Source organism: Paenibacillus dendritiformis, assembly GCF_015845845.1.
Taxonomy (GTDB): Bacteria; Bacillota; Bacilli; order Paenibacillales; family Paenibacillaceae; genus Paenibacillus_B; species Paenibacillus_B dendritiformis_C.
In genome coordinates, this window is record NZ_LDIG01000151.1 from 136805 (window position 1) to 151970 (window position 15166).

The window sequence follows — 15166 nt, forward strand, 5'->3', positions numbered from 1 at the left end:
GCATGAAATTGTGGGACATTTACGCGACAATGAAGCAGGATGTATCGTATATCGAGGAGCAGCTGGAACGATCGATCGCAAACGATCTCCGGACGCTGAATGACGCTTCGCTGCAGCTGCTCAAGGCAGGGGGCAAGCGCATCCGCCCGGTCTTCGTTCTCTTGGCCGGCAAATTCGGGACCTATGATCTGGAGAGACTCAAATACGTAGCCGTCCCTCTGGAGCTGATTCATATGGCTTCGCTCGTTCACGACGACGTCATCGACGATGCCGATACGCGGCGGGGACAGCTCACCGTCAAGGCCAAATGGGATAACCGGGTTGCCATGTATACCGGAGACTACATCTATGGGCAGGCGCTGGTGCTGGCCACCGAGCTGCAGGACCCGCAAATTCACCGGATCCTGTCGAAAGCGATGGTTCAAATGTGCATCGGGGAGATGGAACAGATTCGGGATTTCTTCAATACCTCCCAATCCGAGCGGCAGTACCTGCTGCGAATCCGCCGCAAGACCGCGCTTCTGATCGCGATCAGCTGCCAACTGGGAGCTATCGCTTCCGGGGCATCGGCCGCCATCGGGCGCCAGTTATACCGCTTCGGCTACAATGTCGGGATGGCGTTCCAGATTCGCGATGACGTGCTTGATTTGACCGGCACCGAAGCGCAATTGGGGAAGCCTCCGGGCAATGACATCCGGCAGGGCAATTTGACGCTGCCTGTCATTTATGCGTTGGAAGAGACCGGACGGCGGCAGGCGCTGCTCCGGGATATTGAACGCATCCGGTGCATGAACGGAAATACGGATGTGTCTTCGATCTTACATATGATACGGGAGAGCTCGGGGATCCGGCGCGCGGAACAGCTCGCCGAACGCTATATCAGCAAAGCTGTTCATGCCCTGGAGCAGCTGCCTGATATCCGCGCGCGCAAAAACCTGCGGGATATCGCCTATTTTATTGCCAATCGATCCCATTAATCCGGATATAAAAAGTCAAGGTGCGAAATGATGAAATATTTGGTATACTTGGTTCGCTGGACTACTTTCATAATAAATTGAGGAGTGAACCTATGGAACGCACATTCATCATGGTCAAACCTGACGGCGTGCAAAGAGGACTCATCGGGGAAATCGTAAGCCGCTTTGAACGCAAAGGATGGAAGCTTGTATCCGGGAAATTAATGATGATTACGCGCGAACAAGCGGAACGCCATTATGCAGAGCATGCAGAAAAGCCGTTTTTTGGCGAATTGGTTGATTTCATTACCTCCGGTCCCGTGTTCGCCATGATCTGGGAAGGTGATGAGATTATCAGCTTGTCGCGCTTGATGATTGGCAAGACGAAGGTAGGAGAGGCGCAGCCGGGAACGATTCGCGGCGACTATGCGTCCCACACCCCGCTCAATCTGGTGCACGGTTCCGATTCGCAAGAAAGCGCTGCCAGAGAAATTGCGAATCTGTTCGCCGACAGCGACATTCTCAGCTATGATCGCGCGGTAGAGAGCTGGATCTGATCATAGCCCGCAATTGGAAGGTTCTCCTGCATTACCGGCCTAATAATTGTTGAAAGAGCTTACATAAAGCAGGAAAAACATCGGAACACGGCGAATAGGAAACTGTTCAGCCGTGTTCTTTGCTGTTGTGAAGAACGGCTCCCATGATGAAGTGGTGGAGAGTGAATGATGATGCATGAATCGAAGCGGCAGCCTGCCCTATCGTCCTATCCTTTCGGTCAAGCGACAGCCGAAAGCGGAGCCTCTTCCGCAGCTGCGGGACATGAGGATGAGGATTACCGGCATTTCGTGACGGAGATCAAGCGCCTGACAGGCATTGATCTGCTGCAGTACAAGGAAGCGCAAATGAAGCGGCGGTTGACGACGCTGCGCATGAAGAACGGGTACACGACCTTTCGCAGTTTTTTCGAAGCGATCCGGCAGAACCCGGGCTTGCTGGATGAATTTTTGGACCGGATGACGATTAATGTCTCCGAATTCTGGCGCAATCCGAACCGGTGGGTCACGCTGAGAGACAGCGTGCTGCCGGCGTTGGCGGCCAATACGAAGCAACTGCGCTGCTGGAGCGCGGCCTGCTCTACCGGAGAGGAACCGTACACCCTGGCCATGATATTAAATGAGTCGGGCCTGCTGCAGCGCACTCAGATTACCGCTTCCGATATTGACGAGAACGTCTTGATGAAGGCGAAGGAAGCGTGCTACGTGGAGCGCTCGCTCAAGGATGTGCCGGATCTGTACCGGCAGAAATATTTTCAACAGACGCCGGAAGGGTACCGGGTTGTCGAGTCGTTGAAGAGCGCGATTCGGTTCCGCAAGCAAAATCTGCTCGATGACGCGTTCGACACCTCGCATGACCTGATCATTTGCCGCAATGTCATGATTTATTTCACGGAGGAAGCCAAGTTCCAACTGTACCGCAAATTCGCCGATGCGCTAAAACCGGGCGGAGTTCTATTTGTGGGAAGCACGGAGCAGATTTTCAATCCGGGCCAATACGGACTGGAGACGATAGAGACGTTCTTTTACCGGAAAATGGCATCTAGCGTATAATCCGTATCCCTTCTTCCGATACTAGACTAACGTAGACGGTATGAGCATCCTCCAGGATGACTACGAGGACGGAGGGACGATTAACGATCATGGACAAGAGGACGGTCATCGCGGCATACCAGCGCGGAGAATTAACGATCCACGAATGCGCCCAAATCATTGGGGTGGAAGTGACATTGAAAAACTGGCTCCCTCTGTTGGCGGAGGAGGAGCGGGCGGGAACCGGTTCCGCGCATTTGCGGGCGGCCCCGAAGCGCGCCTCCGTATGGAGATAGCGGAGCTGAGGTCTGTTCCTTCCGGTTCTTGGCGTCCGCCGCCGGATGGCGGCGAGCGATACATATGCGCACAGTTCATGACACGCTCTTGGCGGCATTGCGCCTTCGGAGCGTGTTTTTGTTTTCTTGTCAAACGTTGCCTCCTATACTATAATGAGCAAAAGAGTTAAGGATTTTAGCCATTTACAGCAATACAGCTTAAAGGGGGAGCAACGGTGAGTCTACGTTATTTGACAGCAGGAGAGACCCACGGACCGCAATTGACCGCCATCGTTGAAGGGATGCCCAGCAACCTGGCGATTGACTTTGAACAGTTGAACTTTCAGCTTCAACGCCGCCAAAAAGGGTATGGCCGCGGACGGCGGATGCAGATTGAGACGGATACGGCCGCGATCGTCGGCGGGGTGCGTCATGGTTACACGACCGGAGCTCCTATCGCGCTGGTAGTCGAAAATAAGGATTGGAAGCATTGGCGGAATATTATGAACGTGGAGCCGATCGAAGGCTCCGACGAAGAAAAGCGCCGGGTCCATCGTCCCCGTCCGGGACATGCGGATCTGAACGGGGGCTTGAAATATCAATTGACCGATCTGCGCAACGTGCTGGAGCGCTCCAGCGCGCGCGAGACCGCGGCCCGCGTCGCGGTAGGCGCCGTCGCCCGCCAGCTGCTGGAAGCGTTCGGCATCAAGATCGGCGGACAAGTCATCCGCATCGGGGAGATCGAGGCGCCGCCGCATACTCTCGCGCTGGAGGAGATGATCGAACGGACCGAGCAGTCTTCGGTTCGGGTCGTTGATCCGGAGACCGAGAAGGCGATGGAGGCCTACATCGATAAAATCAAGGCAGAGGGCGACTCGATCGGCGGCGTCGTGGAGTGCATCGTCGAAGGCGTTCCTGTCGGATTGGGAAGCCATGTGCAATATGATCGCAAGCTGGACGGGCGCATTGCGCAGGCGGTGATGTCCATCAACGCGTTCAAAGGCGTCGAGATCGGCATCGGCTTCGAAGCCGGACGCCTGCGCGGGTCGCAGGTGCACGACGAGATCCTCTATGACGAAGAGAAGGGCTATACGCGCGCTTCCAACCGCCTTGGCGGCTTCGAGGGCGGCATGACGAACGGGATGCCGATCGTCGTTCGCGGCGTGATGAAGCCGATTCCGACGCTGTATAAGCCGTTGCGCAGCGTGGATATCGACACGAAGGAAGCCTTCACGGCCCAAGTGGAGCGTTCCGACGCATGCGCCGTGCCTGCGGCCAGCGTCGTATTGGAGCATGTCGTCGCTTGGGAGGTCGCGAAGGCGTTCCTGGAGAAATTCGGCGGAGACTCGATGGAGGAGATTCGCGCCAACTATGAGCAATACTTGCAGCAAGTGGCCCGGTACTAGGAGGGAGCGTCATGGAGAACAAGGAAGCGATGCAAGCCGTAGAGCTGAGAGTCGATCTTGGCGAACGCTCTTACCCGATCTGGATCGGGAGCGGGCTCCTGGACCGGCTTGGCGAGGCGAGCCGGCAGGCGGGCATCCCTGCGGGAAGCCCGATTCTCGTCATCACCGATGAGCATGTGGGCCGGCGTTATTTGAACCGGGCCGAGCAAGCGCTGCACGCGGCCGGTTACCGTACCGCGTCGCTTACCGTGCCGCCAGGGGAGCAATCCAAATCGCTGGCCGTCTTCGAGGACTGCGTCCGCACCGCGCTGGAGGCCGGCTGCGATCGCATGTCCACGGTCGTGGCGCTGGGCGGCGGCGTCGTCGGCGACCTGGCCGGCTTCGTGGCGGCCTCGTATATGCGCGGCGTCCGCTTCGTTCAGGTGCCGACCACGATTTTGGCGCATGACAGCAGCGTCGGGGGCAAGGTCGCGGTGAACCATCCGCTGGCCAAAAACATCATAGGCGCCTTCCATCAACCGGAGTTCGTGCTTTATGATACGGCCACCCTGCAATCGCTGCCTGATCGGGATGTCCGTTCCGGGCTGGCGGAGATGGTGAAGCACGGCTTGATCTGGGACGCCGGCTTCGTCGATTGGTGCGAGGCGAATACCGGGAAGCTGCTGGCCAAGGATGAGGAAGCGTTGGCCTATGGGTTGGCGCAAGGCTGCGCCGTCAAGACCGCCGTCGTGTCTCAGGACGAGCGCGAGAACGGACTGCGGGCGATTCTGAATCTGGGCCATACGATCGGCCATGCCCTGGAGGCGGTGGCCGGCTATGGCGAGCTGCTGCATGGCGAAGCGATCGCGATCGGAATGGTCGGCTCGGCCCGTCTGGCGGAGCGGCTCGGAGCGGCAGCGGATGTCGCGGCGCGGACGGAAGCGTTGATGCGCCAGTTCGGCCTGCCTGTATCGATTCCGGCCGGATATTCGACCGAGGCGATTCTGGATGCGATGATGCATGACAAGAAGTTCAAGGAGGGCCGGACGGTATTTGTGCTCCCGACAGCTATCGGCAAGGTGGAGATTCGGCGCGATGTGCCGGTCGAACTGGTGCGGAACATCATCGAAGAGTTGAAAGGGGAGACGGATTAGGCATGTATGCAAGAGGAATACGCGGAGCGACCACCGTCCAGCGCAATGATGCGGATGAAATACGGCGCGAGACGACCGTCTTGCTTGAACATATCGTGGCAGAGAATCAGATCGTTCCGGAGGACATCGTCAGCATATGGATTACGATGACCCAGGATCTGAACGCTTCCTTCCCGGCGCAGGCCATTCGCGCGATGCCGGGCTGGGAATGGGTGCCGTTAATGTGCGCCGTGGAGGTGCCCGTCGCGGGCAGCCTGCCGCTGTGCATCCGTTTGATGGTGACCGTCAATACAAACAAATCGCAGCGGGAAATGCGCCACGTGTACTTGAACGAGGCTTCCCAACTGCGCCCGGACTTGGCTACTTCATAGCGGAGAAGCGTTTCCGGGTATAAGCGTTCCTGTGCGGAAGGGAGTAACGGAGATGGCGCTTGCTTCCGTTCGGGTGTTGACGCAGCGTTCATTTGCGGGTATGATGTGAAGAAGCATAGTCGAGTAGAGTTAGTTGAGATGAGATTGAGTTGAGTCGAGCTGAGAGCATGGATAACGTCATAGGCGGAAGCCGTCGCCAGAGGTGTAGAGCCTGTCCTCCCTTTTTTGCATAAGAACCGGGGGATATTTGGCGAAGTTGATCTTTCTTTGGCGATCCAATCTTTGATATACCCTGAGCTTGCTCATCCACAATATCATGATCGAATCAACGAACCTCTACCTTGCGGTAGAGGTTTTTTTGTTTCTTGCTTCCATCCGAATCCCCCGAATTCGAAAGGAGTGGATGTCATGCATCCTCATGTGGATGAAGTATTGCGATTATCCCGCAATTATCCGGTAATTCCGGTCTCCGAGACCATTACGGCAGATACAGAGACCCCGATACGATTGTTTCAAAGGCTGAAGCAAGAGCCTTATGCTTTTTTGCTGGAAAGCGTGGAGGGCGGAGTCCAATGGGCGCGCTACTCCTTTATCGGCACCGATCCCTTTCTGGTATTGCAGGGCAAGAACGGCACGCTGCGCATTACCGAGCGCAATGCCGTCACCGAGATTCACGAGCGTCCGCTAACCGCCGTGAAGAAGGTGCTGCGCAAGTATGAAAGCCCGGCCCTGGCAGGCATGCCGCCGCTGACGGGCGGCGCTATCGGATTTTTCGGCTATGATCTGGTGCAGCAGTATGAGCGTCTTCCGCGCCATCGGCGGGACGACCTGATGATGAATGATATTCAATTCATGTTCTGCGATCAGTTGATCGTGTTCGATCACGTCAAACAGCAGATGCAATTCATCGTCAATTTGCATCTGGAGCGGGAAGATACGGAGGAGCATATTCGGGCGCAGTACGCGCAGGCGAAGGAGAAGCTGAGACGGCTGCAGGAGAAGCTGTTGGCCGCGCCTGCCGCCGAACTGCAGAGCGGCCGCTTTCTTCCGGAAGGAAGCGCCTCCGAGCTGAGACCGTACCGTTCGAATGAGACGCGGGCGTCATTTATGGATAAGGTAGAGCGGGCGAAGGAATACATTCGCGGCGGCGATATCTTCCAGGTCGTCCTCTCGCAGCGGTTCGAGCGGCAGACGACGGTCGATCCGCTGGATGTATACCGGGTGCTGCGGATGACGAATCCTTCCCCGTACATGTACATTCTGAAAATGGACGACGAAACGCTCGTCGGCACCTCCCCCGAGGCGCTTGTCCGGGTCAAGGGCGAGCGCGTGGAGACGCGGCCGATTGCCGGCACCCGACCGCGCGGGCGGACGGAAGAAGAGGATCTCGCGCTCGAGGAAGAGCTGCTGAAGGATGAGAAGGAGCGGGCCGAGCATGTGATGCTGGTCGATCTCGGGCGCAATGATCTCGGCCGGGTCTGTGAATTCGGGACGGTCCGCTGCGACACGTATATGGGCATTGAGCGCTATTCGCATGTAATGCACATCGTATCGAACGTCTCCGGCACGCTGCGCCGGGATAAAGATTTCTTCGACGCTTTTCTGTCCTGTCTCCCTGCCGGGACGGTCTCCGGCGCGCCGAAGCTGCGGGCGATGGAGATTATCGCGGAGCTGGAGCGGGAAGCGCGCGGCGCCTACGCCGGCGCCATCGGTTACTTGGGCTTCAACGGCAATATGGACACCTGCATTACGATTCGGACAATTATTTTCAAGGGCGGCACCGCCTATGTTCAGGCCGGCGCCGGCATTGTATGGGATTCGGTTCCCGAGAAGGAATACGAGGAGACGGTCAACAAGGCAAAGGCGCTGCTGCTCGCCATTCAGACGGCCGAGGAGATGTTCGAATGCAGGGAATCGGTCGCATCCGCCGAAGCGCCGAAGGACCGCCGTCCATCCGTCCCGGCTGCGAAGCCGGCCGCGCTTCCGGTCAATTGGGACTATTACGCGGCTGTCCAACCGGAGAAGAAGCATATGCCAGAAAGGAGCGTATCGCCATGAGCACTCACGCCGTTCCAGATAGCGTATTGACGAAGCAAGCGCTGGCCCATGTGCTGGCCGGCGGCCATCTGAGCCGGGAAGAAGCGCGGGAGGTCATGTCCGACGTGATGGACGGCCATGCCTCAGCCGCCCAGATTGGCGCTTTGCTGGCCTGCTTGCGCCTGAAGGGCGAGACGGTGGACGAAATTGTCGGGTTCGCCGAGGCGATGCGCAGCCGCGCCCGGCACGTCATCACCGCGCAGGATCGCCTGCTTGATACATGCGGGACCGGCGGCTCCGGCATCCACAAGCTGAACATTTCCACGGTGTCGGCGATTATCGCGGCTTCCGCCTCCGTGCGGGTCGCGAAGCACGGCAACCGCTCCGCCTCCAGCCGCTCGGGCAGCGCCGACGTGCTTGAGGCGCTCGGCATCAATATTCATCTGACGAGCGATCAGGCCGCGGAATGCCTGGACCGCGTCGGCATCTGCTTCATGTTCGCGCAGGTGTTCCACCCCGCGATGAAGCATGCCGCAGCGCCGCGCCGGGAGCTGGGCGTGCGCACGGTGTTCAACATGCTCGGCCCGCTGACCAATCCGGCGGGAGCGGATCGCCAGGTGCTGGGCATCTATGACCGCAGCCGCACCGAGACGATCGCGGCGGTGCTCCGCGAGCTGGGCTTGAAGCGGGCGCTCGTCGTCGCGAGCGAAGACGGGCTCGACGAGATCAGCTTATCCGCTCCGACCCGGATTAGCGAACTGAAGGACGGCGAGCTGAGAACGTATGATATTACGCCGGAGCAGCTCGGGCTGCGGACGCAGCCGCTGTCCAGCGTGCTGGGCGGCGATGCCGCGACGAACGCGGCCATTATCCGCCGCATCCTGCACGGGGAGCAGGGACCGCATCGCGACATCGTGCTCGCGAATGCCGGCGCCTGCATCTACGTGGCCGGGCAGGCGGAGAGCATCGCCGAAGGCGTATGCATGGCGGCCGCCGCGATTGACAGCGGACAGACGCTCCGCAAGCTGGAGCAATGGAGAGAAGCCACAGGGGGATGGAGTCATGTTTCTTGATCGGATTGTAGAGACGAAGCGGCAGGAGGTGGCGGAGTTGACAGCGGCGCTGAACCGCCGGGAGGCGGAGCGTGCGATTGCGGCACTGCCGCCGTGCCGCTCGCTGATATACGCGCTGACGGCCGGGAAACGGCGCTCCGTCGGCTTGATTGCGGAAGTGAAGAAGGCATCGCCTTCCAAAGGGCTGATTCGCCAAGACTTCGATCCGGCGGCCATCGCCCGCGGCTATGAAGCCGCCGGGGCCGACGCGCTGTCGGTGCTGACGGATCGCGTTTATTTTCAAGGAGGCAACTTTATTTTGCGCGAGGTGCGCAGCCGGACGGAGCTGCCGGTGCTGCGCAAGGAATTCATTATCGATGAGCTCCAACTGCTGGAAGCCCGTCTCATCGGCGCCGATGCCGTGCTGCTCATCGCGGCGATATTGAACGACAGCGAGCTGGCGCGGCTGAACCGCTGCGCCCTTGAGCTCGGCATGGAGACGCTGATTGAAGTTCATGATGAGGAGGAGCTGAAGCGGGTGCTGGCGCTCGACGATGCGCCGCTCATCGGAATTAACAATCGGAATTTGCATACATTTGTCACGGATTTGGAGCAGACCGAACGGCTGCGCGCGCTTGTTCCGGCCGATCGGACGCTGGTCAGCGAGAGCGGAATTCATAAGCCGGAGCATATGAAGCGGCTCGCGGAGACGGGAATCGACGCCGCGCTCGTCGGCGAGCATCTGATGCGGCAGCCAAATGTGGAGGAGGCCGTAGAGCAATTGATGAGCGGTCTGCCGCGGGTCGCGGTATGACGGAAGGAGCGCGAGTGTTATGCCGGGAATGACGGAGAAAGCGGGCATGAAGCGGAACGGCGGCGGTCATGAACAGGCGCCGCGCGTGAAAATATGCGGGGTGACCGGATTGGAGATGGCCCGGGAGATCGTTGGGGCGGGGCCGGACAGCATCGGGTTCGTGTTCGCGCCAAGCCGGCGGCGCGTCTCGCCTGCCGATGTGCGCGGCTGGTTGGCCCGCTTGGAGGAAGAGGGCGCGAAGCTTCCGCTCACGATCGGGGTGTTCGCCCGCCCGCAGCGTGAGGATGTGGAGGCGGTCCTGACGGAGGCTCGCCTCGACGCGGTGCAGTTAATCGCCGACCATGATCCGGACCTTCCGGCCTGGCTGAAGGGCCGGCATAAGGTGCAGGTCTGGCTGACGGTGCCGATTGCCTGCGCGGAGCCGGGCGGGAACCGCATGGCTGAGGGGGAAGCGATGCTGCGCCGCATGCGGCATTCCATTGACGCCATTCTGCTGGATACGCATGATCCGTCGCAGGGGGGAGGCTCCGGCCGGACTTTCGATTGGACCGTGATTCCGGGCTATCGCTCGCTTGCGAAAGAGCTTGGCCTTCCCCTTTATGCGGCGGGCGGGCTGAATCCGGACAATGTCGGAAGGCTGCTTGCCAGCAGCCGCATCGATGGCGTCGATGTATCGAGCGGGGTCGAGACCGAAGGGATCAAAGATATTCGAAAAGTATCCGCATTTATTGAAAGGGTGAGAGCATATGGAACAGACACAGACGAAGGGAACGGCGGCGGCGCTGCCTGACGCTCATGGCCGCTTCGGCGACTTCGGCGGCAGATACGTGCCGGAGACGTTGATGAACGCGCTTCTTGAACTGGAAGAAGCTTATCAACAATATACGAAGGATCCGGAATTCCAGGCGGAGCTGATCAAGCTTCTGCGGGAATATTCCGGCAGACCGACCTCGCTCTATTATGCGGAGCGGTTGAGCGAGACGCTGGGCGGAGCCAAAATGTATCTGAAACGGGAAGACCTCAATCATACCGGCGCCCACAAAATCAACAACACGATCGGCCAGGCGCTCCTGGCCAAGCGGATGGGCAAGAAAAAGGTTATCGCCGAGACGGGAGCGGGGCAGCATGGCGTAGCGACGGCGACCGTGGCGGCTCTGCTCGGCATGGAGTGCAAGGTGTTCATGGGCGAGGAGGATATGAAGCGTCAGCGGCTGAACGTATTCCGCATGCAGCTGCTGGGGGCGGAGGTCGTTCCCGTCCTGTCGGGAACCCGCACGCTGAAGGATGCCTGCAACGAGACGCTGCGCTACTGGGTCAGCCATGTCGATGACACCTTCTATATTCTCGGGTCGGTGACCGGGCCGCATCCTTATCCGATGATGGTGCGGGACTTCCAACGCATTATCGGGGACGAGACCCGCAAGCAAATATTGGAGAAGGAGGGGCGCCTGCCCGATCTCGTCATCGCCGCCGTCGGCGGGGGCAGCAATTCGATGGGCATGTTCTACCCGTTCCTTCAGGATGAGTCGGTGGCGCTGCTCGGCGTCGAAGCCGCCGGCAAAGGAATCGACACGCCCTTTCACGCCGCCACGATGACGAAGGGGTCCCGCGGCGTGTTCCAGGGCTCGCTCAGCTACGTGCTGCAGGATAAATTCGGCCAGGTCCAGCCGGCGCACTCGATATCGGCCGGATTGGATTACCCGGGGGTCGGCCCGGAGCACGCGTACCTGAAGGACAGCAAGCGGGCGAAATACGTGCCGATCACGGATGCAGAGGCGTTGGACGCGCTTCAATTGCTGAGCCGGACGGAAGGAATTATTCCGGCGCTGGAATCGGCTCATGCCGTAGCGCAGGCGATCAAGGAAGCGCCGTCGATGTCTCCGGACTCGATTCTGGTCATCTGCCTGTCCGGGCGCGGCGACAAAGACGTGAATCAGATTATGGAGACGCTGGGGGGAGAGGAAGGATGAGCGACATGGCTGCACAGGCAACGAACCGGCTGGATGATATGTTCGCGCGCCGCCGCGCGGAAGGAAAGGCTGCGTTAATGCCGTTCATTACATTGGGCGATCCGGATTGCGGGACGACCTTGAAGGTGCTGCTCCGCTTGGAGGAAGCGGGCGCGGATGTGATTGAGCTGGGCGTGCCGTACTCCGACCCGCTGGCGGACGGCCCCGTCATTCAACGGGCGGCGGAGCGGGCGCTGCGGGGCGGCGTGACCTTGGAGGACAGCTTCCGGGTTGCGAGACAGGCGCGGGAGCAAGGAGCGCGCATTCCTTATGTTCTGTTCACCTATTATAATCCGGTTATGCAGTACGGAATCGAACGCTTCTTCCGGACCGCGGCGGAGACCGGCTTCAGCGGGGCCATCATCCCCGATCTGCCGTATGAAGAGAGCGGGCCGGTGCGGGAAGCGGCGGATGCTTGCGGCATTCACCTCGTTCCGCTCGTCGCGCCGACCTCGGAGGAGCGGATCAGCCGCATCACGGCGCAAGGCCGGGGCTTCATTTACTGCGTATCCTCGCTGGGCGTGACCGGGGTAAGAGACAGCTTCGATCACGAGGTCGAGCGGTTCATCCGGCAGGTAAAGGCAACGACCCCGCTCCCTGTCTGCGTCGGGTTCGGCATCTCGACACCAGCTCACGTGAAGCAATTTTCAGCGTACTGCGACGGAGTTATTGTCGGCAGCGCCATCGTGCGGAAACTAGAAGAAGCTCAACCATTGTTGTCCGATGAGGCCACTTTTGAAGATGGGATCTTGCAAATTTGCGATTTTGTGCGACAATTAAGAAATTAACGCTTTGCAGCGACTTCCCATGTAAGGAAAGGTGGTAACCGGATGCAACCGAAGAGCAGTATTGTACATCTCCCTGTCTATCAGCCGGGGAAATCGGTCGATGAGGTGAAGCGGGAACTGGGCTTGGACCGCATCATTAAGCTGGCGTCCAACGAGAATCCGTTCGGATGCTCTCCTCAGGCCAAGGAAGCGATGAGGCAGGAAATTGAAAATGCCAGCATCTATCCGGACGGGGCTGCCGTGGCGCTGACTGCGGCGATAGCCGAAAAGTTCAATGTCGACACGAATCAAATCGTGTTCGGAGCCGGATCCGATGAAGTGATTCTGATGCTGTGCCGGGCGTTTTTGGTAGCGGGCGACGAGCAGATTACCGCCGACCAGACCTTCCCGCAATATAAGCATAACGGGGATATCGAAGGCGCGGTCACGGTCGAGGTTCCGTTGAAGGAAGGGACGCACGATCTCGACGCGATGCTCGCCGCCGTGACAGAGCGGACGAAGCTAATCTGGATCTGCAACCCGAATAATCCGACGGGGACGATTATCGGCCGCGCCGAATTGGAGCGGTTCATGGAGCGCGTTCCGGAGCGGGTGCTCGTCGTGCTGGACGAAGCCTACTGCGAGTACGTGACAGACGAGTCATACCCGGACGGTCTCGACTATTTGCCTCAATATAAAAACTTGATCACGCTGCGGACCTTCTCCAAAATCTATGGATTGGCCTCGCTCCGGATCGGATACGGCATCGGGCATCCGGACGTCATTCGCCTGATCAATCAGGTGCGCGAACCGTTCAACACGTCGCGCTTCGCCCAAGCGGCCGCCCTGGCTGCCGTTCGGGATCAGGCATTCATCGAGGAGTGCCGCCGCCTGAATGCGGAAGGGATCCGCTATGTGCAGGAACAATTCGCAAGATTGCAATTGTCCAGCTTCCCGGCCCATGGCAACTTCATTATGGTTGACGTCGGCCATCCGGCGCAGCAGGTGTTCGAGGCGCTCATGCGCAAAGGAATTATTACGCGGGGAGGCCATAAAAAGTATCCGACACATATCCGGATCACGATTGGCTCCCGCGAACAGAATGAAGCGATGATCGAAGCGCTGGAAGCGACATTGGCGGAATTCAAGGTGGGCATATGAGCACGAGAATCGCGATTCTGGGCGTAGGACTGATTGGCGGTTCGCTCGCCCTCTGCTTCAAGAACAACCCCGGGATTCATGTTGTCGGATACTCGCCGAATCCTTCTTCGACCGAAAAGTATGTCAAGCGCGGGGTCGTCGATGAAGCCACGACCTCGCTGCAAGATGCGGTTCGGGATGCGGATTATATTTTTGTCTGCTCGCCGGTAGGGATGCTGGAATCGACGCTCCGAAGCCTGCATCAGTTGGATGTGAAGCCAGGCTGCATCGTAACCGATGTCGGGAGCACGAAGGCGTCGGTTGCCCGCTGCGCCCGCGAGCTGTCGTGGAGCGGAGTGCATTTTATCGGCGGCCATCCAATGGCCGGATCGGAGCGTTCCGGGGTGGAGGCGGCTTCGACGCTGCTGTTCGAGAACGCTTATTATGTCTTGACTCCGGATGAGGATGTCGATGAGGATGCGTACAGCAGGCTCGTCTCCTTGCTACGCTGCACGAAAGCTCATATTATCCGCATGAATCCGGAGGAGCATGATGCGGTCGTGGGCGCCATCAGCCATCTTCCGCATATCGTCGCCGTCGCATTGGTCAATCAAGTTGAACAATACAATGAGGACAATAGTCTCCACGAGGTGCTGGCCGCCGGCGGGTTTCGCGATATTACGCGCATCGCTTCGAGCGATCCGGTGATTTGGCGGGATATTTTGTTAAATAATCGGGATATCCTTCTCCAAATGCTTCAGGACTGGAAAGCAAACACGGAGCAATTCATCAATCTATTGCAGCGGCGGGACGGCGAAGGGATTATGCGCCAATTCGCGAAGGCGGGCGAGTTCCGCAGCCGGATGCCGGAGCGGCGCAAAGGCGTGCTGCTCGGGCTCCACGATCTGTATATGGATGTCCCGGACACGCCGGGCATTATCGGAAAAATCGCCACTGAGCTCGGCAAGCATCATATTAATTTGAGCAATCTTCAAATTATTGAGAGCCGGGAAGACGTGCCGGGCGTCCTGCGTCTGTCCTTCCGGCAGCAGGAGGATGCGGATCGGGCCAATGAGCTGCTCACCGGGAGCGGGTATCAGATCTATGTGTAAAGGTACCGTCCCGACAGCATATTCTTCCAAGCGTGTGCAGGCAGTGCGGCTTGCAGCATAATTCGTTGAAACGGGCCAGTCAAGGTATATCCTTGACCGGCCCTTTTGTTTTGGGGCTTTAGCCAGTTGAGTGCGTGAAACGCACGAAACAAAAAACCACCCGCTATGCGGGTGGAGGGATCGAGGGTTTGACCAACAAGACCATCCCGATAAAATTGAGATGTTCAGGCTCAATGAAAGGAATGGTCTTAGATGGCAAACAAGAACTATAGTCTAGCTCACACAAAGTGGATGTGTAAATACCACATTGTATTCACCCCGAAGTATAGACGGAAAGAGATCTATAATCAAGTGAGGAAAGATTTGATCGAAATCTTCAAACGTTTATGTAAATACAAGGGAGTGGATATATTAGAAGGTCACATGATGCCAGATCATGTACATATGTTAGTAGCGATTCCACCAAAAATCTCAGTATCATCATTTATGGGAGATCTGAAGGGAAAAA

Annotated in this window: 16 protein-coding genes; all 16 read left to right on the plus strand. The window is 58.5% G+C overall.

Annotation, left to right across the window (positions count from 1 at the left end; genetic code table 11):
• Positions 1 to 2 precede the first annotated feature (2 nt).
• Positions 3 to 977: a polyprenyl synthetase family protein gene (locus ABD76_RS14775; protein ID WP_197258025.1), complete on the plus strand. Its 975-nt coding sequence runs from the start codon at positions 3 to 5 to the stop codon at positions 975 to 977.
• 92 nt (positions 978 to 1069) lie between these two features.
• Positions 1070 to 1513: a nucleoside-diphosphate kinase gene (ndk, locus tag ABD76_RS14780; protein WP_197258026.1), complete on the plus strand. Its 444-nt coding sequence runs from the start codon at positions 1070 to 1072 to the stop codon at positions 1511 to 1513.
• A 168-nt stretch (positions 1514 to 1681) separates the two neighbouring features.
• Entirely contained in the window at positions 1682 to 2563 is an 882-nt protein-coding gene (locus ABD76_RS14785) for a CheR family methyltransferase (RefSeq protein ID WP_197258048.1), read from the plus strand.
• Between the two features lie 56 nt (positions 2564 to 2619).
• Positions 2620 to 2838: a molecular chaperone gene (locus ABD76_RS14790; RefSeq protein ID WP_420901948.1), complete on the plus strand. Its 219-nt coding sequence runs from the start codon at positions 2620 to 2622 to the stop codon at positions 2836 to 2838.
• A 215-nt stretch (positions 2839 to 3053) separates the two neighbouring features.
• Positions 3054 to 4223: a chorismate synthase gene (gene aroC / locus ABD76_RS14795; RefSeq protein ID WP_197258027.1), complete on the plus strand. Its 1170-nt coding sequence runs from the start codon at positions 3054 to 3056 to the stop codon at positions 4221 to 4223.
• A gap of 11 nt (positions 4224 to 4234) precedes the next feature.
• Positions 4235 to 5356 carry a 3-dehydroquinate synthase gene (gene aroB / locus ABD76_RS14800; RefSeq protein WP_197258028.1) on the plus strand — a complete coding sequence of 374 codons (1122 nt, stop codon included), beginning with the start codon at positions 4235 to 4237 and terminating at the stop codon, positions 5354 to 5356.
• A gap of 2 nt (positions 5357 to 5358) precedes the next feature.
• Positions 5359 to 5727, plus strand: coding sequence for a chorismate mutase (gene aroH / locus ABD76_RS14805; protein ID WP_197258029.1), 369 nt, complete (start codon positions 5359 to 5361; stop codon positions 5725 to 5727).
• A 408-nt stretch (positions 5728 to 6135) separates the two neighbouring features.
• Positions 6136 to 7785 (plus strand): anthranilate synthase component I, encoded by a 1650-nt coding sequence (gene trpE / locus ABD76_RS14810; protein ID WP_197258030.1) that lies wholly within the window; start codon positions 6136 to 6138, stop codon positions 7783 to 7785.
• On the plus strand, positions 7782 to 8837 hold the full coding sequence (gene trpD / locus ABD76_RS14815) for an anthranilate phosphoribosyltransferase (protein WP_197258031.1): 1056 nt from the start codon (positions 7782 to 7784) through the stop codon (positions 8835 to 8837). The genes trpE and trpD overlap by 4 nt, the downstream gene beginning before the upstream one ends.
• Positions 8827 to 9630, plus strand: a complete 804-nt coding sequence (gene trpC, locus ABD76_RS14820; protein WP_197258032.1) for an indole-3-glycerol phosphate synthase TrpC — start codon at positions 8827 to 8829, stop codon at positions 9628 to 9630. Before trpD ends, trpC begins: the two co-directional genes overlap by 11 nt.
• Before the next feature lie 19 nt (positions 9631 to 9649).
• Positions 9650 to 10420: a phosphoribosylanthranilate isomerase gene (locus ABD76_RS14825; RefSeq protein WP_197258033.1), complete on the plus strand. Its 771-nt coding sequence runs from the start codon at positions 9650 to 9652 to the stop codon at positions 10418 to 10420.
• Positions 10377 to 11600 carry a tryptophan synthase subunit beta gene (trpB, locus tag ABD76_RS14830; protein WP_197258034.1) on the plus strand — a complete coding sequence of 408 codons (1224 nt, stop codon included), beginning with the start codon at positions 10377 to 10379 and terminating at the stop codon, positions 11598 to 11600. The genes ABD76_RS14825 and trpB overlap by 44 nt, the downstream gene beginning before the upstream one ends.
• Positions 11597 to 12427: a tryptophan synthase subunit alpha gene (gene trpA / locus ABD76_RS14835; RefSeq protein WP_197258035.1), complete on the plus strand. Its 831-nt coding sequence runs from the start codon at positions 11597 to 11599 to the stop codon at positions 12425 to 12427. The genes trpB and trpA overlap by 4 nt, the downstream gene beginning before the upstream one ends.
• A 42-nt stretch (positions 12428 to 12469) precedes the next feature.
• Positions 12470 to 13567: a histidinol-phosphate transaminase gene (gene hisC / locus ABD76_RS14840; protein WP_197258036.1), complete on the plus strand. Its 1098-nt coding sequence runs from the start codon at positions 12470 to 12472 to the stop codon at positions 13565 to 13567.
• The gene (locus ABD76_RS14845) at positions 13564 to 14658 is read left to right on the plus strand and encodes a prephenate dehydrogenase (protein ID WP_197258037.1); all 1095 of its coding nucleotides are present in this window, start codon (positions 13564 to 13566) and stop codon (positions 14656 to 14658) included. Before hisC ends, ABD76_RS14845 begins: the two co-directional genes overlap by 4 nt.
• Before the next feature lie 252 nt (positions 14659 to 14910).
• Positions 14911 to 15166: IS200/IS605 family transposase (tnpA, locus tag ABD76_RS14850; RefSeq protein WP_197258038.1), on the plus strand; the 256-nt coding region annotated here is incomplete at its 3' end.

Coding starts and splice junctions, on each gene's coding strand:
- trpD (WP_197258031.1), top strand. CDS start 7,782: ATGAGCACTCACGCCGTTCCAGATAGCGTATTGACGAAGCAAGCGCTG.
- trpB (WP_197258034.1), top strand. CDS start 10,377: ATGGAACAGACACAGACGAAGGGAACGGCGGCGGCGCTGCCTGACGCT.
- ndk (WP_197258026.1), top strand. CDS start 1,070: ATGGAACGCACATTCATCATGGTCAAACCTGACGGCGTGCAAAGAGGA.
- trpA (WP_197258035.1), top strand. CDS start 11,597: ATGAGCGACATGGCTGCACAGGCAACGAACCGGCTGGATGATATGTTC.
- ABD76_RS14775 (WP_197258025.1), top strand. CDS start 3: ATGAAATTGTGGGACATTTACGCGACAATGAAGCAGGATGTATCGTAT.
- aroH (WP_197258029.1), top strand. CDS start 5,359: ATGTATGCAAGAGGAATACGCGGAGCGACCACCGTCCAGCGCAATGAT.
- ABD76_RS14790 (WP_420901948.1), top strand. CDS start 2,620: ATGACTACGAGGACGGAGGGACGATTAACGATCATGGACAAGAGGACG.
- ABD76_RS14785 (WP_197258048.1), top strand. CDS start 1,682: ATGATGCATGAATCGAAGCGGCAGCCTGCCCTATCGTCCTATCCTTTC.
- trpE (WP_197258030.1), top strand. CDS start 6,136: ATGCATCCTCATGTGGATGAAGTATTGCGATTATCCCGCAATTATCCG.
- ABD76_RS14825 (WP_197258033.1), top strand. CDS start 9,650: ATGCCGGGAATGACGGAGAAAGCGGGCATGAAGCGGAACGGCGGCGGT.
- hisC (WP_197258036.1), top strand. CDS start 12,470: ATGCAACCGAAGAGCAGTATTGTACATCTCCCTGTCTATCAGCCGGGG.
- aroB (WP_197258028.1), top strand. CDS start 4,235: ATGGAGAACAAGGAAGCGATGCAAGCCGTAGAGCTGAGAGTCGATCTT.
- ABD76_RS14845 (WP_197258037.1), top strand. CDS start 13,564: ATGAGCACGAGAATCGCGATTCTGGGCGTAGGACTGATTGGCGGTTCG.
- trpC (WP_197258032.1), top strand. CDS start 8,827: ATGTTTCTTGATCGGATTGTAGAGACGAAGCGGCAGGAGGTGGCGGAG.